This window comes from Corynebacterium sp. MSK204 (assembly GCF_030229885.1).
GTDB lineage: Bacteria > Actinomycetota > Actinomycetes > Mycobacteriales > Mycobacteriaceae > Corynebacterium.
Window position 1 is genome coordinate 1 of record NZ_JASPGQ010000005.1, and the last position, 22,747, is coordinate 22,747.

The 22,747-nt window shown below is 59.6% G+C and carries 16 protein-coding genes and 1 tRNA gene; 4 read left to right on the forward strand and 13 right to left on the reverse strand.

Annotated features, from left to right (window positions below; genetic code table 11):
* Positions 1 to 693: 693 nt before the first annotated feature.
* The 4 genes from QP908_RS04360 to QP908_RS04375 form a co-directional block, all read right to left on the reverse strand.
* Positions 694 to 1,110 carry a hypothetical protein gene (locus tag QP908_RS04360; protein ID WP_284771752.1) on the reverse strand — a complete coding sequence of 139 codons (417 nt, stop codon included), beginning with the start codon at positions 1,108 to 1,110 and terminating at the stop codon, positions 694 to 696.
* Between the two features lie 165 nt (positions 1,111 to 1,275).
* Positions 1,276 to 1,719, reverse strand: a complete 444-nt coding sequence (locus QP908_RS04365; protein ID WP_284771753.1) for a hypothetical protein — start codon at positions 1,717 to 1,719, stop codon at positions 1,276 to 1,278.
* A gap of 235 nt (positions 1,720 to 1,954) precedes the next feature.
* Positions 1,955 to 2,031: transfer RNA gene (locus QP908_RS04370), tRNA-Met, on the reverse strand.
* Positions 2,032 to 2,193: 162 nt separating this feature from the next.
* The gene (locus QP908_RS04375; RefSeq protein WP_284771754.1) at positions 2,194 to 5,163 is read right to left on the reverse strand and encodes a UPF0182 family protein; all 2,970 of its coding nucleotides are present in this window, start codon (positions 5,161 to 5,163) and stop codon (positions 2,194 to 2,196) included.
* A 123-nt stretch (positions 5,164 to 5,286) separates the two neighbouring features.
* Between QP908_RS04375 and QP908_RS04380 the strand changes: the two genes are divergently transcribed.
* Both QP908_RS04380 and QP908_RS04385 read left to right on the forward strand, forming a co-directional pair.
* Positions 5,287 to 5,823: a PPA1309 family protein gene (locus tag QP908_RS04380; protein ID WP_005277569.1), complete on the forward strand. Its 537-nt coding sequence runs from the start codon at positions 5,287 to 5,289 to the stop codon at positions 5,821 to 5,823.
* Between the two features lie 36 nt (positions 5,824 to 5,859).
* On the forward strand, positions 5,860 to 6,525 hold the full coding sequence (locus tag QP908_RS04385; RefSeq protein ID WP_284771755.1) for a beta-N-acetylglucosaminidase: 666 nt from the start codon (positions 5,860 to 5,862) through the stop codon (positions 6,523 to 6,525).
* A 22-nt stretch (positions 6,526 to 6,547) separates the two neighbouring features.
* Here QP908_RS04385 and QP908_RS04390 read toward each other — a convergent pair whose 3' ends face one another.
* Positions 6,548 to 7,612, reverse strand: coding sequence for a YlbL family protein (locus QP908_RS04390; protein WP_284771756.1), 1,065 nt, complete (start codon positions 7,610 to 7,612; stop codon positions 6,548 to 6,550).
* Between the two features lie 93 nt (positions 7,613 to 7,705).
* Between QP908_RS04390 and QP908_RS04395 the strand changes: the two genes are divergently transcribed.
* Entirely contained in the window at positions 7,706 to 9,163 is a 1,458-nt protein-coding gene (locus tag QP908_RS04395; protein WP_284771757.1) for a zinc-dependent metalloprotease, read from the forward strand.
* Positions 9,164 to 9,169: 6 nt separating this feature from the next.
* On the opposite strand, the gene QP908_RS04400 is transcribed toward QP908_RS04395, so the two are convergent.
* Positions 9,170 to 9,691, reverse strand: a complete 522-nt coding sequence (locus QP908_RS04400; RefSeq protein WP_284771758.1) for a M48 family metallopeptidase — start codon at positions 9,689 to 9,691, stop codon at positions 9,170 to 9,172.
* A gap of 120 nt (positions 9,692 to 9,811) precedes the next feature.
* Here QP908_RS04400 and QP908_RS04405 point away from each other — a divergent pair, with 120 nt between their 5' ends.
* Positions 9,812 to 10,678 carry a hypothetical protein gene (locus QP908_RS04405; RefSeq protein WP_284771759.1) on the forward strand — a complete coding sequence of 289 codons (867 nt, stop codon included), beginning with the start codon at positions 9,812 to 9,814 and terminating at the stop codon, positions 10,676 to 10,678.
* On the opposite strand, the gene QP908_RS04410 is transcribed toward QP908_RS04405, so the two are convergent.
* The 7 genes from QP908_RS04410 to QP908_RS04440 all read right to left on the reverse strand — a co-directional run bounded on the left by QP908_RS04410 (position 10,656) and on the right by QP908_RS04440 (position 22,718).
* Complete coding sequence (locus tag QP908_RS04410) at positions 10,656 to 12,710, reverse strand: ATP-dependent DNA helicase UvrD2 (RefSeq protein ID WP_284771760.1); 2,055 nt, start codon at positions 12,708 to 12,710, stop codon at positions 10,656 to 10,658. The genes QP908_RS04405 and QP908_RS04410 overlap by 23 nt on opposite strands.
* Positions 12,703 to 13,434, reverse strand: a complete 732-nt coding sequence (locus QP908_RS04415) for an NAD(+) diphosphatase (protein ID WP_284771761.1) — start codon at positions 13,432 to 13,434, stop codon at positions 12,703 to 12,705. Before QP908_RS04415 ends, QP908_RS04410 begins: the two co-directional genes overlap by 8 nt.
* Positions 13,435 to 14,553, reverse strand: coding sequence for a potassium channel family protein (locus tag QP908_RS04420; protein WP_284771762.1), 1,119 nt, complete (start codon positions 14,551 to 14,553; stop codon positions 13,435 to 13,437).
* Between the two features lie 100 nt (positions 14,554 to 14,653).
* On the reverse strand, positions 14,654 to 17,833 hold the full coding sequence (locus tag QP908_RS04425; RefSeq protein ID WP_284771763.1) for an ATP-dependent helicase: 3,180 nt from the start codon (positions 17,831 to 17,833) through the stop codon (positions 14,654 to 14,656).
* Positions 17,826 to 20,933 carry an ATP-dependent helicase gene (locus QP908_RS04430; RefSeq protein ID WP_284771792.1) on the reverse strand — a complete coding sequence of 1,036 codons (3,108 nt, stop codon included), beginning with the start codon at positions 20,931 to 20,933 and terminating at the stop codon, positions 17,826 to 17,828. Before QP908_RS04430 ends, QP908_RS04425 begins: the two co-directional genes overlap by 8 nt.
* Before the next feature lie 32 nt (positions 20,934 to 20,965).
* On the reverse strand, positions 20,966 to 21,754 hold the full coding sequence (locus QP908_RS04435; RefSeq protein ID WP_005277551.1) for a hypothetical protein: 789 nt from the start codon (positions 21,752 to 21,754) through the stop codon (positions 20,966 to 20,968).
* Positions 21,755 to 21,764: 10 nt separating this feature from the next.
* Complete coding sequence (locus tag QP908_RS04440) at positions 21,765 to 22,718, reverse strand: DUF3152 domain-containing protein (protein WP_284771764.1); 954 nt, start codon at positions 22,716 to 22,718, stop codon at positions 21,765 to 21,767.
* Between the last annotated feature and the right edge of the window lie 29 nt (positions 22,719 to 22,747).

A 22,747-nucleotide genomic window follows, 5' to 3' on the forward strand; every position in this document is an offset into this window, starting at 1 on the left:
TACGACGGTGGTCGCCGGCCTCATTCATAAGGGGCCCACCGTCAGTTACAGATACACCACGCTACTGGACGCAACCAAATTGTCATGCGGGCTCCCTTGTCCCCGTTGAAGGCGTTGCGCGGGCAATCCATCAAGCAATTGAGTTTGGCAACAGGCTGCGGAAGGACGCTTAGCTTTTGACACATTGATGTTGGCTTATGTCCATTCTGGAGCTACGTATGTCTACCTCTTGATTACAGTGGTGGTAGCAATATTTTTACATAAGTCTGGAACTCCAGAGGGCATTCAACGAATCGCTAAAGTTCTTATTCTGTTCATCATAATTCAGTGGGGGATCGGGTTTCTGCAAGTTTATTTGGGGGGTCCAGAGCGGGCTGTCCCATTGCATGTTTTGATGTCTACGTTTGTCGTGACATATACCGCTTTTCTATGGGGGCGGGGGAGGAGCCGCACTTTCCTCACTGAATCTTAAGGCTGGCTCCGGTTGGGCTGGTGATTGGCGATGCATTTGCTGGAGATTTGGACTATGGATCAGGAGATAAAATCGAGTGGTTTGGGAAAGCCAGCAACAACGTTCCTCAGCATTTTATGGAATTGAGAAGGATGAAAGCAGACAGAAGAGTAGACGCAGAGCTTTACATTCCGATAACGAATCACGTCCGACCTTTTTATTATGTCTTACCGCATTTATTTTTAGGCTAGGCCTTTTTCCATGTTAAACCATTGAGGAACTACGTCGCTGCCATCGTTAGAGCCATATAGTGGTGTTTTTGAAATAGTAAGAGGCACCAGCGTATCCGCCATATCGCTAACCGCTTTTAACTCTTCCTGGGCAAATGGAGCCTGTTGCATTTTCACCGTCGCGTCATCTATATAGAGAATTCTTCCAGTCAAATACATGGCGAGATCAGGATGCAGGTAAGAGAAAAGAAGTAACTTCGTACAACTCAGCTTACGGTCTAGCGTTTTGTAGATCGAGGATACTTGGCTGTGGCCCATGATTATCGCGACGATCAACGCGAGAAGTGGTGTGAGAATACAACGATGGTGGGGATGATATGGCGTGGGAGTCTCTAAATCGCGCGATACGTGCGTCTGCTCGCCTGTCAAAAACTTTGGCTATTGGTGCTTCGCGAAGCGATTTAGTACCAGAAATGAAGCCACCGGATATGTGCACCAGTGATTAGCCTAGTCGCCCAGACTACACACTGACGCCTTAATCAAGAGGTGACGGCATTTATCATATGGATATTCCGTTGAATTTCTGGATGACAATCAAGCACAAATAGATCCCAGAGGGAACCCTCTGCCATCGCTCGACACATTAACGGCTTTTACATGACTGGTAAATTCCCTAGGTACTGTCTCTTCGCCTAATGCCAAATCACGCCATAGCCGAGAGACACCAGCTCCTTCCATGGCGGGTTCGTCAACGTCTTTAGCCACACATGAAAGGTTATACAAACCCCATTCAGATTCATCAAATGGGTAAGTGCCAAAGTCTCGCATATCCCTACGGAAATCTTGCATCATGACTTCGCGAATTACTCCGTCTCCCCCATGTGTAATTTCGTCAGTTACATAGAGTATCTGCGTGATCTCTCGAGCCTTATCCACTCTTTTTAAATACTGTTTATGGAATTGTTCAAGGTCAGACTCTCGAGCGAGGAAGTAAGTTGTAAAAAGAAGAGTTTCGCCCAACATATTAAATCGGATCACCGTCTACAGTGAAAGCTCCAGAATTTGTATACCTAGGCTGAGGGTAGCAGTTCCTTTTATGTCCCACAACCGCGCGAAGGGTAACGCTTAGGGGCGTGTCGGGCAGCATCGCTTCCAAACCGGCTTAAGTGACAAAATGCCATCGCTAAAGTCCCAATTTGAGTCCCAGGGCGTGCGCCTTAAGAGTAATAACTAAAGCCCCTACCAACGTTTCCGCTGGTAGGGGCCTGGAAGTTGGTAGCGGGGGCAGGATTCGAACCTACGACCTCTGGGTTATGAGCCCAGCGAGCTACCGAGCTGCTCCACCCCGCGTCGAGATGACTTCCATCATCTGCGCTTGAACAGTGCAGTAATACTTAACGTATTCGCTCTGTCCCGGCGACTTCTGTAACTATACAGACAGGAAGGCACCTACCCAAATCCCCTGGGTAGGTGCCTTATTTCCTGAGTTTCTACTACGCGAAGTGAGAGGCTTTAGCCCTCGGACTTCTGGTAGGACTCAACTGCCTTGTCCAACTCATCCAAGGCGCGGCCGTACTCTTCAAAGGAGCCATTGCGGGCATCCTCCAGGCCCTTCAGGGCCTTGTTGATGTCCTCGATAGCGCCTGCTTCATCGGAGGAACGAGGGGCCGAAGCCGGAGCGGATTCCTCAGTAGATTCCTTCTTCTCGTCCTTCTTGTCCGCAGAAGAGCTGTCCTTAGCGGCATCGTCGTCGCCGGAGTCACCCTCGATCTCTTCGATGTCCTGGGCGGACTTGGCGTCGATTCCCACCTGCTCAAGGGCATCACCGATAGTCGGTGCGTAGCCCACGCGGCCCTTGTAGGACACGAGCACACGCAGCAGCTTCGGGAAGGCGGATGCCTGATCCTTGCGCTGCGAGTAAATCGGCTCGAGGTAGAGGATCTCGCCGCCGCCGACCGGCAAGGCCAGCAGGTTACCGTTGTGCAGATCGTTGGTGCCTTCCCACAGGGTGCGATCGCGGGCAACCTGGTCAGAAGACATCATGGCGTCCTGTGCCTGCTTCGGACCCTGGGTCTGCGTATTGGTTGGCAGCACGCGCACGGTGATATCGCCGTAGGTATCCGGATCGGAAGATACCGCCATGTGTGCGGACAGGAACTCACGGTTCAAACCACGGTACGAGGTGGTCAGCTGGAAGCTCGGGTCGCCGGTTTCCGGATCGGCAGCCATCACGTAGTACGGCGGCTGGTTCAGGTCACGGGATTCCTCTGCGGTCGGGTCATTCGGTACGGACCAGAAGGCGTCGTTATTGAAGAAGACGTTCGGGTCATCAACGTGGTAGCGGGCCAAGAGGTCACGCTGCACCTTGAACATGTCCTCTGGGTAGCGGAAGTGCTCGCGCAGCTCATCGGAGATCTCGGATTCCGGCTTCACCACATCCGGGAAGACACCTTCCCAGGCCTTGAGAACGGGGTCTTCCTTGTCGAACTCGTAGAGGTCCACGCTGCCGTCATAGGCATCCACGGTCGCCTTCACGGAGTTGCGGATATAGCCCACCCGGTCATTGACCAAGCGCTGGGTGGTGCCATCGGGGTTGAGGGCGTCCTGGGTGGCATCGGAAAGCGAAGCCCGCTGCGAGTACGGCAGGGAGTCCAGGGTGGTGTAACCATCGACGATCCACTTCAGATGACCATCAATAACGGCCGGGTAGGTAGCGGAATCGGTGGTCAGCCATGGGGCAACCTTCTCCACGCGCTCGCGGGGGTCGCGGTCATAAAGCAGCTTGGATTCGCTGCCCACGCGGTCCGAAAGCAGGAAGTTCAGCTCGCGGTACTTGGCGGCATACATGGTGCGGTCAAAGAGATTGCCAATCTCAACGCCGCCCTCACCGTCATAGGTGTAGTTGGTGCTATCGGTGTCGTACTCCACTGGGTTCTCGCCGGTGGTACCGGTAATGGCGTAGTCCAAATTATCTGCGGCACTAGCGATGACCGGGCCGTAGTAAATGCGGGGCTGGTCTACCTTGATGCCCAAGGACTTCTCGGCATCTTGGGTCTCGCCCTCACCCTCGGACTCGCCGGCCTGGGTCTGCAGATCAGAAACGGTGAAGATGGGGTAACCACCGCGGGCGGAACCGGCATCGCGGGCAACCTCATCGACGGTATTAGCCTGCGCGGCTACGAAGCCATTGCCGTGGGTATATACGGTGTGGCGGTTGATCCAGTCGGACTGGTTTTCGCGCAGCTCATTCGGGTCCAGCTCGCGGGCTGCAACGACGAAGTCGCGCATCTTGCCATCGATTTCATAGCGGTCCATGGACAGCGTTTCTGGGAACCCATAGAAGTTCTTCAGCTGCTGCATCTGGGTAAACGTCGGCGACAAAATCTCTGGATCCAGCAAGCGCAGGTTATTGATGGTGGCGTTATCGGAGGCAACCTTGTCATCCGATACGTTGTCGCCGCCCCAGTTTTCCTTGTAGGTCACGTGGTCATCGGTAAGCCCATAGGCATACCGCGTGGCCTCGATATTGCGGGCAATGGACTCGTTTTCCTTCGCCTGGCGGTTTGGCTGTACCGAGAAGCGCTCCATGAGCAGCGGCCATGCCTGGCCGATGATGAGCGAGGACGCGAGCATGAGCACGACGGCGAGGCCAGGAATGCGCAGGTCTTTAATAACGATGGCCATAAAGAGCGCAATAGCGACGAAGACGCCGATGATCATCAAAATGATCTTGGCCGGCAGGTAGGCGTGGATATCCGTGTAGGAACCACCGGTAAACAGGTCGTGCTCGGAATACAGCAGCCCGTAGCGCTCCAGCCAGTAGCCGGCGACCTGGGCCACCATCCACAGCCCGGCCGTAATGGCAAGCTGCAGGCGCGCCGAGCGGGAAATGGAGCCACGCACTCCCGCAGCCTTATTGCCAATGCGGATTCCACCCAAAATGTAGTGGCCAAACAAGGCAATGAGGAAGGCGAGCACGAGCAGGATGGACAGGGTGTTAACCACCATCTGCAGCACAGGCAGGCTGAAGGCATAAAAGCCCAAGTCGTGGTGGAATTGGGGGTCCTGTACGCCAAAGTCCTGGCCATTGAGGAATAGCATCACATCGCGCCAGTGGGACTGGCCAATAAAACCGGCGATGATACCCACGATGGCTGGGATGACCTTGAACAGCACGCCCATGGACTTCTCAATGGACTGGCGGTACTGATAGACCGGCGAATTCAGATCCCCCACATCCAGGGAATCGGGGCGGCCGCGCCAGGCAAAGAACCCGGCTGCCCACACCACTGCGGCAGCAACGAGCCCGAAGATGATAAAGAGGACTATGCGCGCAATAATCGCGGTAGTGAAAACACTGCGGTAATCAATGGAGCCAAACCACCTCCAATCCGTGTACATGCCCACGAGCATGGGGCCGAAGAATAAGAGGACGGCAATGATGGCCGCAATAATTGCCGCGACCTTAGGTGGCCGCTTCAATGGGGCGGCTGGTGTGGATGACCCTAGGGACAACGCCAGCTCCAATCAAATAGTGCGAATATTAAACATGTAGACTTTTTCCAGTTTAAGGAATCAATACCCAGATAACGAATAAGGATGCCTATGAGTTCCCCCGAATTATCACAGCCAGCTTTAAACCGCGCTATGACGGAGGCCGTGGAGTTCGTCCATGCTGAAGGTTGGGACGCCCGCCCCACCATCTTCGCCCTTGTTCCCACCCATCTGGTGGCGGACCAGCTAGCGGCCATGGATGAGGAAACCGCGTCCCCGCTGACCCTTATCGTGCAAGACAATGTCCCGGAAAACATCGAGCCGGGTTCCGAGGAATTGGCTGATTACGTCTCCCGCTTGGCCTGGCCGCGCGAGGTCGCGGGCGCCATCTTGGCCCAGGAGATCAAGTTCCGGGATACTTCTAGCGAGGACCCCTCCCCTCGCCCGGCGCGCCTGTATTCGGGTGCCCTGCGCGAGGAAGGAATTGAGACCACCTTGCTGCAGCTGCGGCCCACTGAAGAAGAGCTTGAGGCGGCCGGCCCCTTTGCTGAGGACGATATTCAGCTCCGCGGCGGCCCGCAGGTGGCCCCTGGCGTAATCGCCGCGCTGCGCTATGGCCTCAACCAGGATCCGGATGAACTAGACTAAGTGGCAATTAAGCCCGCAACCAAGGAGTTCTATACAGTGCGACGCCTTTCCTTCACCCGCCGTTCTTCTGCCCGCACCGCTACCGCGGCGGCGTTACTAGGGCTCAGCGTGGCTGCGGCAGGTTGTTCTTCCGATGCTGATGCGCCTGACGATGCCCCCGTAGAGACCACCTCTGCGGCCACCACCACGACCTCTGAGAACGACAAGGAGTCCGCGGCATCAAGCACCGAATCCTCCACGTCTTCTACGGAGTCAGAATCGGCAGATAAGGACGAGGACGCGGCTTCCGAGGAAAGCTCCACCCGCGAGCCGAGCGCTAGCGGCGAATTGGATAAATCGGTGGCCAAGGTCTATGACACATATAAGTCGCTGGCGCCCAAAGACCTATTCGCCCAGTTTGAGCGCTGCGATTCCACCGGCGGGGACTCTTCCTACAATTGCTCCGGTCCTAAAGTGGGGCAGTTCCAGTTCTTTAAGTCGCACTCCAAGGCCTCCCAGACCACCCAGGTACTTACAGAGCTGCGCAGCTCCCATGCCATCGAGGACGATGGCGATCGCGTCGTCGGCTGGTCCACATTGGGCACCACGGCCGTTATCACCGTGGTGGATAATAAGGAAGGCTTGGTCATGCAGCAGATGATCTCTTCTGACCAGGTGGACCCAGAAGAAAAAATTAAGGAATTGGGCCTAGTAAAGGACTAGGCCTCGGCCTTATGAGCTTTTATTAGCTACATTCCTTGACGTCTTTGCCCGCCGCAAAGTCCTTCATGGCCGCCACGGCATCGTCGAGGTTTTCTACCTGCGCAATGGTCATATCGCCGTGGTCGCTGCCGGCCGCTGCAGAACAGTTGTCCTTAGGCGCCAAGAAGAGCTCAGCGCCGGCATCGTGCGCGGCGGCGATTTTATGCTCGATGCCACCAATCGGCCCGACCTTGCTATCGGCCTGAATGGTCCCGGTGCCGGCCACAAAAGTGCCACCTGTTAGGTCTTCATCGCTGAGCTTGTCGATGACCGCCAAGGTAAACATCATGCCCGCTGACGGCCCGCCGATATCCTGCAGGTTGTAGTTCACCGAGATATCGTCCTTGGGCTGGGATAGCATGGCGATTCCGAGCAACGCCTTGCCCTTATCGTGCGGGTTTTCGCCCAATTCGATTTCTTCGCTGAGCTCTTTATCCCCGCGCGTCACGCTGACTTTTACCTTATCGCCGGGGCTTTTGTCCTTGATGATGTCTTGGACCTCGCTTGGCTCGGTGACCTCGGTGTCATCGACTGCGGTGATGACATCGTCTTTTTTGAGGTGCTCCGAAGCGGCGCCGTCCTCGATGACCTCGGCCACGGTGATTTTGACCGGCAGGTGCAAATAGTCCATCGCCGCGATGGTGGCCGCGGACTCCGATTGGGTAAAGGCCTGCTTATTGGATTCTTGGACCTCTTCATCGGTCATGTTTTGCGGAATGACGGTATCGATGGGCACCAGGGTGTCATCGGTAAGCGCCCAGCGCCCCAACGCCTGCGCCAAGGTCATATTGGTGCGCACGGATACGGTGGTCATATTCAGGTGCCCACTGGGCTCATAGGTCTTTGGCGCCTGCACATCAACGACTTGGGTGCCATCGACCTCGCCCAGCGTATCCACGGTGGGGCCAGGGCCTTCGGCGGCATAGGGAACGGTCAGCGAGACATCGGTGCCCGGGATATGGTCAAGCGATACCAACGCACCGGTAAGCACAACGGGGATAGCACCCCAGGCGATGGTGCGGACGCGACGGCTAGCAGGAGAATTCACGAAGCAATAGCCTACAACCTTTGGCGTACTGTTCGCTGTCAGCGTTGCTGTGATCATGGAAACTTTCCGCACGGTGCCGGTAGATTGGAGCGCATGAGCAACGGATTCGGTTTTTCTTTCCCAAATAACGATGACGACGATAATGACGGCCGTCGTGACCAGAACCCGTTCGGCGCATTCGGCGGCGGTAATGGTGGCGGCCTCGGAGACATGCTGAACCAGTTCGGTCAGATGCTATCCGGCATGGGCTCGTCCATGAACTCGCCCCAGAACTCCGGGCCGGTCAATTACGACATGGCCAAGCGCATCGCCCTGCAGCAGATCCCCAAGTCAAAAGACATCAGCACGGAGGATTCCAAGGCAGTAGAAGAATCGGTGCGCCTGGCGGAGCTCTGGCTTGACGATGCCTCTATTCTCCCCACCGCTTCCGGTACCACGCAGGCATGGGATTCCAAGCAGTGGCTGGAAGAAACCATGCCCGCCTGGGAGCGCATGGTCACCCCCGTGGCCCAGCACATGAACGATGCCCAGCTGGAATCCATGCCGGAAGAGGCCCGCGAAATGATGGGCCCGATGACCAAGATGATGGGCCAGATGTCCAGCATGAATTTCGGCATGCAGCTAGGCCACGCCCTGGGCGATCTCGCCAGCCAGGCACTGACCGGCTCCGATTTTGGCCTGCCCATCGCCCCGGCCAATACGGTGGCGCTTTTGCCGCATACCATTCAGAAGGTCGCGCGCGAGCTCAACGTTCCGGGCCAAGAGGTACTGGTTTATATCGCCGCGCGCGAGGCCGCCCGCCAGCGCCTGTTTAAGCACGTGCCGTGGCTGGTAGAGCGCATCGTCTCCTCCGTGGAGGAATACGCCATCGGCTTGGTCATTGATACCTCCCACATTGAAGAGCTCGCCCGCGAGCTGAACCTGGAATCCGGCGACCCGCAGGCCATCCAGGAAGCCATGAGCAAGCTGCAGGGAATGGATCTCTCCCCGCGAATTACCTCCAAGAACACCGCCGCCGCCTCCAGGCTAGAAACCCTGCTGGCCTTGGTCGAGGGCTGGGCCGAGCACGTCGTAAGCGAGGCCTTGGGCGAGCGCATCCCTTCCACCTCCAAGCTCACTGAGGCATGGGCGCACCGCCGCAGCACCGGCGGATCTGCCGAGCAGGCCTTTAGCAAGGTCGTGGGCATCGAGCTCAACGCCCCCAAGGTGACCGAGGCCGCCGAGCTCTGGCGCCGCGCCACCGTGGCCGTAGGTGCCGAAAAGCGCGATAAGGCCTGGGACCACCCAGACTTCCTGCCCACCGCAGAGCACCTCGATAACCCGGCCGCCTTCATCGATTCCCTCTTGGATGATGAGCCAGATGAGGGCTTCGAGGAAGAATTTGCCAAGCTCGAAGAGATGCTCAAAAACGGCGAGGGCTCCGGCGAGGACTCCGAAAACAAGTCCGAAGAGGACAAGGATTCTGCAGAAGACAAGGACTCGCAGAGCAGCGACGACGCGGACGACGGCGACGACAACTCCGAAAAGGACAACGGCGGCGAGGATAAGTAGCTCGCGCTAACCGCCCCAGCGCTGGTAGGCCTCGAGGTAGCCCTTGGCCCGCTCGGCGTGGGGCGCCCTATCGGCCCACTGCCAGAATTCGCGCCCATGGCGCGGGATGAAGGTATGGGTGAGCTCATGGATGATGACCGAATCCAATACATAATCCGGCACCTGCTGTAGGCGGTTGCTCAGCCGGATATCCGCGGTGGAGGTAGTACAGCTACCCCACCGCGTATTTTGATTGCTCACCCACCGGATGGACCCAATCCACGCGCGGCCTTCCAGGTACTGCGCGTTGAGCTGTTCGGCGCGCTGGAGAAGCGCCGCATCGGTCTTCGCCGCACCACCGGTTTTCTTTTCTAAGCGCGCAAGCATGTCCTGTACCGCCTCGTTTTCCTCGCGGGCGGACATCCAGGCTGGAATACGCACTTCTAATACCCCGGCCACCATGCGCGCCTGCACGGACTTTCGCCGCCGCGCAGAGCGGATAACCTTGACCTCAGGGTGGGTACGTCCTGGTGGTTGCGTGCTCGACATGACAGGCTATTGTACCTGTGGTGCAATGGACGCACATGCGGCACATATGCCGTATTCGGGGTGATAAAAGGGGAATCGAGGGGGAAATCAGTGACTGCCTCACAAGGCACGGCTCAACGTGTGACATTAGCTCCAGGGTGTGGCGTATTTTGCCGCGAGGATTCCGTGGTGCAATTTGGGATGGACGCCACCCGGGTGGCGGTGGCGGATACGGGCAATGCGCAAGGTGTGGCCCGCGCTTTTGCCACGGCCCATCAGCCGGTCGATTCCGGGGAATTGGCGGCGCGGTTGGAAGCGGCCGGCTTGGATAGCGCCGCCGCCAGCAGCCTCATCGATGATGCTCTGGACTATGGCATCCTCTGGCCCCAGCCACCACATCCCGAGCAGCATGAAACCATCATCATGCTGGGTGAATCCCCGCTTGCTCTGGAGTTGCGCGCCCGCTTGGCAGCAGATGGATATACGGTGCGCATCCCCCTTGATGAGGACAAAATCTTTTCCTATATCCACGACCTCGATGGGCTTTTTACGGTGCTTGCCATCGACCAGCTCCACTGCCCCATCGATTGCGCCAATGCGCTTGCAGGCACCCCGACAACCTGGTTACCGGTTTCCTTACTGGATAACCGCGGCATCATCGGGCCCCTGCGCGTAGAAGGGCAAGGCCCCTGCCCGCTGTGTATTCACTTATTCCGCGTGGATGCGGATCCGCAGTGGAGCGCCATTGCTTCCCAGCTCACCAGCGTGCGCAGGCAGCCAGAAAAACTAGTCATCGATGCTGTAGCGGCCCAAGCACAGGTGGTGATCCGCCGCCTAAGCAAGCGCCCCTTACCGCCAGGCGCGCCCACGGCTTTCCCACGGCCAGGGCAGCAATGGGAGGTAGACGTCTACGGCCGCCACCAGCAACGCACGGCCATCGCCCATCCGCGCTGCCCGGTGTGCTTTGGCGGCAAAGTCAACCTGGCTACAGCCGCACCGAGCGAATGACCTCCAGGATTTGCTCGCCGTAGCGCTCCAATTTATTGGGCCCTATTCCGGAAATGGACAGCAGCTCCGCCTCATCTGCCGGCAACTCTTCCGAGATGGCCTGCAGCGTGGCATCCGTAAAGATGACATAGGCCGGAACCTTTTCTTCCCGGGCAACCTGCGCGCGCCACGAACGCAGGGCGGAAAAGACCTCGTCATCGCCATTGCCCTCGCAGTCTTCATGCCGGCCAATGACCTTTTCCGCCGGGGTCTCTAGTACCCCGCTGCATACGCGGCAGCGCTTCGGGCGGCGGGAGCGGCCACTTCCCGCAGACGATTCCACGCCTGGAGCGATGCCATCGAGGAACCGAGTGCGCTCCCGGGAGGCCCTGGAACCGGCGGTCTTCGCCAATGCCCACGACAAGGCTAGGTGCTCGCGGGCGCGGGTAATGCCTACATAAAACAGGCGGCGCTCTTCCTCGATCTGCTCGTTACCCGCCTTAATGGCGTGGTTGATGGGCATGAGCTTTTCGCTCAGTCCGACGAGGAAGACGGCGTCCCACTCCAAGCCCTTTGCCGCGTGCACCGTAGCGAGAGTAACGCCCTCCATGGCGGGGGCTTGCTTATCGGTAGAGCGGCGGCGCAGCTCACCCAGCACCCCGTTGAGATCGATGCCCGGGGTGGATTCCACGATCTTCTCAATCAATCCCACCAGCGCGTTCAGCGATTGCCAGCGCTCGCGGGCCTGCGCGCCCTGCGGTTCGGTGGCGCTGAGCCCAAGCTCGACGAAGGCGGCCCGCGCAATCGCCACGGGGTCCTCCGGCAAATCATCGCGGCGCGTGGCGGCAATGAGCACGCGAATGGCCTCCAGAATCTCCGGGCGGCGGAAGAAACCTTCACCGCCGCGGACTTGGTAGACCACTCCGGCATCGGCAAGCGCCTGCTCAAACTGCTCCGACTGGGCGTTGATGCGGTACAGGATGGCAATTTCTGAAGCCGGCACGCCCTGGTTGAGCAGGGTGAGCACCTGCCCGGCCACCTCTTGCGCCTCATTTTCCTCGGACTCGTAGGCCTTAAACGTCGGCTCCGGCCCAGGCTCGCGCATGCCCTGCAGCTCTAGGCGGGTGCCGGCCGCGCGCCCCGTCGCCTTGCCGATGACCCGATTAGCCAGGTCCGTGACCTGCGGCGTGGAACGATAGTCGCGCTGCAGCTTGACGATGGTCCCGTCCGGATAGCTGCGCGAAAAATTCAACAGGTACTCCGGCGAGGCGCCGTTGAAGGAATAGATGGTCTGGTTGGCATCGCCCACCACGGTGAGATCATCGCGATCACCCAGCCAGGCGTTCAGCACGCGCTGTTGCAGGGGCGTGACGTCCTGGTACTCGTCAACGACGAATGTGCGGTACTGCTCGCGGAAGGTCTCTGCAATGGCCGGGACGTTTTCGATGGCGCCAGCGATGTGCATGAGCAGATCATCGAAGTCCAAATGCATCATATCCGGCGTAGCCTTGGCCTTCTCGTAGCGCCGGAAGGCCGCGGCCACCTTGGCGGCATCGGCCGGGGCGGTGCGATCCGTTTCCGCGATGACGCTCTCATAGTCCTCCGCACTGACCAGCGCGGACTTTGCCCATTCGATTTCTGCCAGCACGTCGCGGATCATGTCCTTGGAATTATCCAGCCCCACCGAGCGCACCGCGCGGGCTACCAACGGGAATTTATTATCCAATAGAGTCCACGGCAGATCGCCTGCGACCTGCGGCCAGAAATACTTCAGCTGGCGCCGCGCGGCCGCGTGAAAGGTTTGGGCCTGCACGCCAGCCACGCCCATCATGCGCAGGCGATCCCGCATTTCTCCCGCCGCACGCGCGGTAAAGGTCACGGCCAAAACACGCTGGGGGTTTACGAACCCTTGATCCACCATATTGGCGATGCGATAAGTAATGGTGCGCGTCTTACCGGTGCCCGCGCCCGCCAAAATGCACACCGGCCCGCGCGGGGCGGTGGCCGCGCGGCGTTGATCCTCATCCAGCAGGGACAAATCCGGCTTATTCACCGTGATACCACTCCATAATCATCGTGTGTGCGATAGAACCCGCGGTGGCCAACGGGAGCTTAGGCAGCTCGGCGCGGGTCACCCAACGAATTTCTTCCAGTTCCCCATCAGTATGGCAGGTGGGCTGGACATCCGATGTCTCTGCGTGAAAGCCCAGCATAAGCGAGCCACTCGGCGGCCACGGCTGGGATCCCCAGTAGCGAAGATTGTCAATGCGGCGCCCGGTTTCCTCCATGGTTTCGCGGGCAAAGGCGGCCTCAATGGTCTCGCCCGGTTCCACGTATCCGGCGATCAAGGAAAAGAAGCTATTGCGCCCGCGATTGCGCGCCAGCAAAATCTGCTCCTCGCCCTTGAGCTCAATGAGCCCGATGACCGCCGGGTCTAGGCGCGGAAACACCATGCGGCGCGAATCCTGCGGATCGCGGCCAATAATACCCGGCGTGGGATAGTCCAACGGGTGGCCCGTGCGCGGATCGAAGCGCTGCTCCAGCCGGTTGCGAATCAAGGCAATGGCCTGCATGACGAGGGAATCATCGGCGAAAAAGGTCGCAGGTTGTAGCTGCCCCATCCCCCGTGCGATTGCTTCCGGGCAGGCAAAAACGTGCAACGTGCCGATGTCCACCATCTCCGGTGTCCCCACGCCCTCCGGCAATTGCTCCACCAACGCGGCGTCCCCGCTCGCGGTGGCAGGCACTAGACCCGTGTGCGTTACGGGCAAATACAATTAATCCTCCTCGTCCTCATCTTGCACTTCCACGGGTTGCTCCAAGTCATGCTTGATATACAGCAGGCGGTCGCCCGGTTTCAGTGCGGAGGCATCAGCGGTATCAACGCGGTGGAGCTCGTTATTGCGCAACACCGCGAGCACGATATCCGCCAGGTGGCGCGGGTTGGAACCAACCTCGAACTCGCGCACGGCGCGCTCAGATACCGAAAAGCCCTCGTTGGGAGAAAGCAGGTCTTCCATCATTTCCACCACGGTGGGGGTCACGGTGGCAAGTCCCAGCAGGCGGCCGGCGGTCTCTGCAGAGGTAACCACGGAATCAGCACCGGATTGGCGCAGCAGGTGGCGGTTTTCGGATTCGCGCACCGAGGCCACGATTTTGGCCTTGGGGGCGAGCTCGCGCACGGACAGGCAGCACAGCACCGCGGTATCGTCCGAGGACGGGGTGACCACCACGGAGGTTGCGTGCTCCACCCCAGCGACCTTGAGCACGTCTTGCTTGGTGCCCGAGCCAAAGATGGTGACCAGCCCGTGGTGTTCGGCATGCGCCAGCGAGGCGCGGTTATTATCGATGACCACGATCTGGGAGGTGGGCACATCGTCTGCCAAGAGCGCGGCGACTGCCCCGGCGCCCTTCGTTCCATAGCCGATAACGACGGTGTGGTTACGCAATTGCTTTCTCCAGTTCTGGATTTCAAAGGTGCGGCGGGCCTTGTCCGTGAGCACGGAGAGCGTAGCACCGACCAACAGCACAAGGAAGATGAGGCGGGCTGGGGTAATAAGTACGAGGTTGATAAACCGCGATTGCTCCGTGACCGGAACGATATCGCCATACCCCACGGTGGTCAGCGTGACGGCGGCATAGTAGGAGGAATCCAAAAGCGACATGTCCTCGCTATAGCCCTCGCCGTCTAAGTACACCACGATGGTGACAAAGATGAGGATGCCGAATGCCCACAGCGCGCGTTTGGCCAACTGGCGCCACGGGCTGGCATTTTGATCCTTGGGCACAGTGATGACATCAAGGAGCGCGTGATCAGGTTGCGAGGACAACTCGACCTGCGGCAAAAAGCGCTGTTTAATACGCCCTTTGAGCACCTTCGCATGTTTTTTGGCCACTGGCCCAGCCTTCTTTTCTGGATCGATTTTTTGATTCCGCCGGTTATACGGGGACGCAACTATCCATTCATCGTCCGCGTTCCGTCCCCATACCTTAGCCCTAGTGGCCTGCTACTGACGATTCAAGCAGGCTACGCAGCTCCTCACCTTGGGCTAAAGTATCTGGCTCAAAAGTATAACCATCGTGGACGTAATGGAAAGCTGCACGGATTTTATCGCCGCCGTGGATGCGCCGCCAGGCTTCGGCATAGACCGCCAACTGAATCTTCGCCGCGTCCATGGCCGCGCCCTTCGGCGGCCGACCAGTCTTCCAATCCACCACCATCCAGGTACCATCTGCCAAGCGGAAGACGGCATCCATTCGCCCGCGCACCACCGCGCTGCCGATGGTGATTTCAAACGGCGCCTCCACAAAGTCCGGCTGGCGCTCCGCCCACTCGGAGTTCAAGAAGGACTCCTTGAGCTCTTCTAGGTCGAAGTCCTCCGGCTCATCGATGCCCGGCAATTCCTCTTCCCCGAGCAGCGCGGGGCTGCCAAAGCGCTCTTCCAACCACGCGTGGAAGGCGGTGCCCCGCTTGGCATAGGAATTGGGCTTAAACGGCACCGGGCGGCGTTGCCGGCGCGCAAACTGTAGCGGATCACTACCCAGGGCCACCATGTCAGAGGCGGTAAGCTCACTGGGAAGTTCCACATCCACAACCGGTTGTTGCAGGGACTTGTATTCCTCAATGAGCGCGCCCGCATCCTGTTCCCACAGCTCGAAGGTCTCGCCGTGGCTTAACTCAGGAAGGTCCTCCATGGCGGCTAGCACCGCATCCGCGCCAGCTAGGGAATCCGGATCGGCTTCAAGGGCTGGGAAGAGCCCACTTTCTGCCGCATGAGCCGAGGTGTCCACCGGCTCTTCGGGCACCGTCCACTCCCCTACGTACTGGGGGAAGGTTTCTTTTAGCCTTTCGAGGTACTCATACGGGCCCTTCTTGGCCTTGCCCGACCGGTTATTCGTGCCGGAGCCGGTAACGGTCAGCGTGGACTCGGTTCTGGTCAATGCCACATAAAACAGGCGTGCTGCTTCCTCCGCATTATGCGCGCGGTCATCATCCAAGAATGCCTTGCAGGCCTTTTCGAATTCGGAACGGGTAACCGCATCGGGTGAGACCTCGATGTAGTCATTGTCACCAGGTACCTTTTCAATCTTGGACAAAAAGGTCTCTGCTTGGGCCTTATAGCTCGAAGAATCCGCGTGCACGACATAGACGTGCTCCCACTCCAGGCCCTTGGCCTTATGCACGGTCATAATCTGTAGCCGATCCGTGGAGGCGGGCACCTCCCCAAGCCCGAGGCCATCTTCATGCTCGCGGGCGAGCTCCAAATAGTCTAGGAGCGCATACAAGGAATCCCCATGGAATCCCGCGACAATATCGGCGAATTTATCTAGGTGGGTGGCTCCCCCGGCACTGCCGCGGGCAAGAACCTCGGTGCGGATATTGAAGATGGCCTCGATGTCCGCGAAGAGATCGCTTAAAGGCTTAGACAGCGAATAGGTGCGCAGGTAGCGCAGCTTGGCAGATACCTCTTCCATGCGCGCCAGGCCCTGCGGGGTATAGCGGTCGCGCTCGCCGAGGTCCGCCAGGGCATCGGCAAGCCCCACCGTTTGATCTGGGCCCTCAGCCGTAAGCTGCGCCAATTGGGCGCGCAGATACTCCTCAGGATCCATACCCTCTTCCCACTGCAGGCGCTCTTGTTTTGCCCCCGCCAGGTTCTTTTGGCGCGCGGCAAGGGCTTGAATATCGCCCATTCCCAGCCCGCAAATGGGCCCGGCGAAAATGCGGAGGGCCGCTTGCGCGTCTTCCGGCCGCACCAGCATGGTCGCCAGCGCTACGAGGTCCTGGATTTCCGGTTGCCACAGCAATCCACCCAGGCCATTGATTTCATTGGGGACATCGACGGCATCCAAGGCTGCTGCAATGGCGGCGGTTTGCCGGTTGGTACGCACCAGCACCGCTGCGCGAAAGCCATCGCCCTCGCGCGCATCCCACTGCTGCTTTAATTTCTGCGCAATAAACTCGTGTTCCTCATCTTCGCTGGCGAAATAGCCCAGCTCAATCTCGCCTTCGCCCTTGTGCGGGGCCGCGTGCAGCTCATCGACGGGCCGCGGGCCGCCCCCAAAGACCCCGGCCGCCACCGAGTTGGCCAGCTCCAAGGCACCCGACGGGTTGCGCCACGAGGTAGTCAGCTGATCCTTGGGAGCAGGCGTGCCATCGGCTTGCGGGAAATCCTCCACAAACGCGGTGAGGTTTTCTGAGGTAGCCCCGCGCCAGCCATAAATGGCCTGCATGGGATCGCCCACCGCAGTCACGGAAATGTCCTTGTGTTCCCCACCAAAGAGGCTGCGCAGGAGTACGCGCTGGGCATAAGACGTATCTTGATATTCATCCAGCATGACCACGCGGTAGCGCTGCGCCTGTTGCTTGCCCACCGCCGGGTGCGATTGCGCGAGGCGCGCTGCCACAGACATCTGCTCGCCAAAAGTGATGACCTGCTGCTCTGCCTGGGCGCGCTTGAGTTCCTCGATCAAAGGCACGTACTGCACGCGTAGATCCTGGACATTGATGTACTTCTGCAGGTCCTTGGAATACTCGCCCTTCGTCCTCGGGGCCTTTTCCAAGTTGTCAATATCAGCGCGAAAATCCCGTGCGAACTCGGCGATATCATCCGGATCCTTCAAGGAATTGTCCATATCGGAGGTGATCTTGAGCAGGACTTCCGTAATGGAACCCAAGGTCTTTTCATCCGATAATTTGCCGCCGTAGTTTTTCACCACATCATAAGCAATGGCAAAGCGCTCTGCCTCCGTGATGATGCGCGCCGAGGGCTCTACTGGGACCAGGAGGCCGTATTCGCGCACGAGCTCGCCGGCATAAGAATCATAGGTGGCCACGGTAGGTGCGATATTGTTAAGCGCCTCCGCAGCGGGGCTGCCGGGGACGATGAGCCCGGAATCGCGCAGCTGAATGAGCTGGCGGCGAATGCGCTGTTCTAGCTGCTGCGCCGCCTTGCGCGTAAAGGTCAGCCCCAGCACTTCCTCTGGGCGCACGTAGCCATTGGCTACCAAATAGACCACGCGGGAGGCCATGGTTTCCGTCTTACCGGCACCCGCGCCGGCCACCACAAGCTTGGGGCCAAAAGGACCCTCGATGACGTGGGCTTGTTCCTCAGTGGGTGGGTAGTCCTTGCCCAGTGCTTTCGCTATTTGTTCCGGGGAAAAATTCTGCTTAGGCATGGATGGTCATCTTTCCTTCCTCCTGCACTGGGCAGATGGTACGAATGGGGCACTTATCGCAATCCTTATTGGTGCGCGCGGTCAGTTGCGGACCGCGCAATTCCGCTGCCAGGGGTGGCAGTAATGTGGAAAACTCTTCCAGCGCCTCCGCGGTGAGCTGACTCTGAGTGCGGGTGGTAATTTTGCTGGAATCTTTTCCGGGATAGACAAGAACTCCGCCTGCGCGCGGCATCCCTTCGCCATCGCGCACGCGCTGCCCGTCGAAGCTTCCCCGGGACAAGGCCAATTGGTAGGTCATTAGTTGGCGGTTTTCTTCCGCCTCCGCCTGCGTCGCTGCAGATTTACCGGTCTTGAGGTCCACGACCAGGTAATTTCCATCCCCGTCCTGCATCAAGCGGTCCATGAATCCACCTACCCGAATATCCGGGGCGACCTCGACGTAGACGGGTACTTCCACCCCGGCGAGTTCATTTTTAACCTCGGACTGCTGTGCCCATTGCTGCGTGCGCTCTAACAGGCGGGAGAATTCTTCCAACTTGCTCTGTAGTTGCCACTGCGGAACGTCCAGGATGAGCTCATAGGCCTCCATGACGAGCAGGCGGGCCTTTTCCGCATCCATGCCGCGGCCGATGGCCTCCAAGAAGGCGTGTGCCATGGTGCCGCGCAAGAGGTGCTCGGCGCCGCTGGGATCTTCGGCCAAGTTTCCCACAATCGCCTTGAGCGGGCAGTTGAGCAGGGCTTCGACCCGGGATGGCGAAAGGCTCTTGCTACCGCGCAGCTGCGTATGCGATGCCACAGAGCGCGCGGAGAACCACTGGTCTGGGTGGGCGCCAGGGATGCCCGCCTGCGCTAAACGCGCCAGCTGCCGGGCCGCCTGACGCCGCTCCGCCTCACCGGATTCTGGGTTCGTGACCACGCGGCGCAATTGCGCCACAAAGGAAGGTACAGACAGCACCGATATATCGAGGGGATCGACCTCGAGTCCATCGCGCAGGGACACCGGTGCTGGCTCGGGAACGTCCAAACCCAGCTCGCGGGGAAATTGGGTGGCGCGCAAGGCACGGCTGGCTTCCCGGCGCGCCATTGTCCCGGGCACATCTACCCCGCGCCCGGTAAATTCCGCGATGAAGCGGGAAGGTTCTGCAAAGGCATCCTCATTGGGGTTTTCCACCGCGGCGATGAGTAACCGGTTCCGGTGGCGCGTGGTGGCGACGTGGAAGAGCCGGCGCTCTTCGGCCAGACGGGAGGCGATGTGGCTAACAGGGGTATCAGGCTCAATATCGCGGTCCAGGAGATCGATGAGATCTTCTTGGCCAAAAATGGACCCGGTCTCCCCCAGCGAGGGCCACGCGCCTTCTTGGGCTCCGGCGACGATGACGGTATCCCATTCGCGGCCGACGGCGCCGTGGGCGGTGATGATCTCCACGGCCTGTGGGATGGCGGTGCGGCGGTCGCGGACGCCGGTGGGCAGTTCTTGTTCGGTGATGTGGGTTAAAAAGGACTGCAGTGAGGAGCCGGGGCGGCGCTCGGAGTAATCACCGGCGGCATCAAAAAGCGCCATCATGGCATCGAGGTCGCGGTCCGCCTGCGAGCCGGTGGCGCCGCCGCGCAAGGCGGATGTCTGCAGGCGCATATCCAACTCAGTGGCGCTCCATACCTCCCACAGGATTTCTTCCACAGAGGCTTGGGCTTGTATAGCCTGCCGCCCCGCGGCGAGTACCGCGCGCACGCGCTCCAGGATAGAAAACTCGCGTTCCGTGAGCTGTCCGTTGAAGTCCGGCAGCTCGCCGTGCAAGAGCTCTCGCAGGCTATCCATGCCGCGCGTATCGGGCGCCCACCGGCGCAGGCCGCGAATCAGGCGGCGCAGTGTGACGGGATCCGCCCCGCCCACGGGCCCAGTAAGCAATTCCTCGAGCTCCGCATTGCTGAGGTCTTCTTCCAAGGCGCGCAGGGCAAGGAGCATGGCAGATACTAGGCGTTGTTCTGCCAAAATCACGTCGGTCGGGCTGATGTGTACGGGTACGCCGGCGGCCAGCAAGGTGCGGCGCATCTGGCCTATATCTGCCGTCGAGCGGACGATGACGGCGATATCGCGCCACTGCACGCCATCGTCCAAATGGCGGCGGCGCACGGTATCGGCCACCACATCGCGCAGGCGGCCCTCAGAATCCACGATGGAAACGCAGGCCGGGGATCCGTTGCGGTGCGGCTGCGAAAGCTCCACGGAGTGTTCCGCGGGAAATTCTTCAAGGAACTGCGAATTAGCACCGCGGAAGGCAAAGACGGATTGGTCCGCATCGCCGCCGATGACCAGCAATTGTGCATCGGGTGCTAGGCGGGAGATGAGCTTGCCCGCGGTGGGATCTAATAGCTGGGCGTCATCGACCACGATGGTGTGCCACGGGTGTGAACTCGTAAGTTCTGGGCGCAGCAAGACTTGGTTGACTAGCTCGGCCGCGGAATAAGAATGCGCCCCGGATAGGGCTTGGACGCGTTCATATTCGCGCAGGAACGTACCGGCGGCAACCCACATTCCGCGGCCGTACTTCGCACCGAGGCTCTCCAAATCCGCGGGGCTAAGTCCACGTTCGATGGAACGCAAAAGAAAATCGCGCAATTGGCGGGCAAAGCCTACGTACTCTAGGGCGGGGCGAACTTCCTCCGGCCAATCGCCGTGGCCGGATTCAGCATGGCCTTCGAGCAATTCCCGGATAACGGCATCTTGTTCCGCGCCGGTAATAAGGCGCAATTCCTCGTCGCTTGCACTGCGCAGAAGTGCAAAGGCCAAGGAGTGGATGGAGCGGACCATGGAGGATTGCGCCGCATAATCTTCAAGGCGCTCTGAAAGCTCGCGGCGCAGGCGGGCGCCGGATTCCTTGGAGGCGGCAACTACGAGGATGCCGGAGGGATCTGCCCCCGTCTCCTGGGCTCGGTCGAGGGCATGAATGACGGTATCGATAAGAAAACTGGATACGCCTGTTCCGGCGGTGCCGGTTACCTTCCAGGTACCGGTTTCCGGCAGCTCAACGGGCCAGGAACGAGCGTGTGCGGACGGGGTGCGGGCGATGAGTCGTACCTCTGGCGACGGCGGTAGGACCACTCCCGCGCGGGCGGTGGAATGGGGATTGTAAGTCACCGCCCCAGTATCGCAGATGCCCTAGATACAAGAAACTGTTCTACCCGCTCAATATTAGAACGCACATTCGAGCGCGACCGCGGATTCAGATCATTGATATGCCGGCGGTAAGACACCGCCCGCAGCAAAAGCTCCTGCATGCCCGGCACATGGCCAAAGCGCTGGCAGATATCATCATCTACCACCTGTGCGATCAAACCGTCCACGATCACGAGCGCGGCGCTCCACCCGGCCGGGCGGGCGGATTGGCTCGGCACGAGATCCACAATCCCCGGTGGGTGCGCACCATAAAAGACCGTGGTGGTCAGCAGGGCGGTATGGGCGGTGACCAAGGGGACATCGGCAAGCGCGGCCTTATCGTAGGCCTCCCCCGTCTCCGCCCAGGCGGTGCGCTCCGCGCGGGCAAAGGCATCATCGCGGTGCGCACCCGGCGGCGCAGGCGCATTGGCCATGGCATCGTCCAAGCGCAAGGCCGTCTGCGCCGCTTCATCGATGCGCCCGGTGACCTCACCGGGAAGGAACTGCGTCGCCTTCCACCCAGCCGCGGTGTGGCGCCCATCGCTCGCGAGAACCGGCCGCGATACCCGCGCGCCCGGCACGCTGAGCCTTTCGCGCACCTTGGCAGACCACGCTGCGAAGGGGCCGGCCTGGGAGTAGACAACGTCGCCCACCTTGATGCCGTTATCCCATACTGGACCCAGCTGATCGCCTTGGGCCCGGCGCGACCCTGTCGCTCCGGTCTCCGCGTGGAAGGCGCTTAAAACATGCTCTGGGGGAAGCGGCATCCAGTACTCCTTATTGGGGTTGGTGGGGATCCTTGTGCTCCGGATTGGGATATGGCCACGGGTTAGGCTCGCAGGTCACATCCTCATCAGGATAGACCTCCTTGGGATTGCGGTCATGCAATTGTTTATTGTTCAAGCTCAGCGTCTGCTGCATCATCACCGGGGCCAATTTGCCCTCGCCGCCGCATTGCTGGTGGGAGGCATAGCCAATGGCGTGGCCCAATTCGTGGTTGATGACGTATTGGCGGTAATTGCCCAAATCGCCCTCAAAGGGCGTGGCCCCGCGCACCCACCGCGCTTCATTAATGATGGTGGTGGATTCGCCGGTGAACTTTGTGTGGCAAGAGGTTTCCGTTTCGATCTTCTCGCCACACCGCTCCGCGGCCGTACCTAATGAGGTCAGCTGGATGCGGGTATCGGGATTATCAGCGGAGGCGACATGCTCGAATTCGAAGTCACCTTGGGCGGTCCACCCGCGTGGATCCGCAAGGGTTGCCTCCACCATTGCGGCAAAGGCATCGTCTCCGCCGTAGGGAGCGGTATTGAGCCCATCTTCTACCTCGATGGAATAGCGGACCTTCTTCTCGCCGCCTTCACCGGCTACAGCACCGGGGCGGCCGATTGCGTGGAAAGTGCCCTTGCCCTTTTTGGTGAAGTCACTTCCAGGGGGCATCTCACTAATCTCGCGCTCTACCGCCTCCGCATTTGCGGGATCCGGGCCCGTGAGATCTTCGTGGGTAGGAGTGGCGGCGGCGGTAGTTTCCGCACTGGATGCATCGCCATTGTCATCGCCCGAAGAGCCAGACGCGATATCCACAATCACCCAGACGGTAAGCAGCACCATCACGGGGATAGCCACCACACGCCACCAGCCGTAGCGGTGGGCGAACCGGACCACCGGGTTCGGGTGATCCGGAATTCGCCTATGGCCCTGTTGAGCCTTGCGATTCTGCCTACTTTCCATAGGCATTGAGGATACCCGGTTGCTTATTC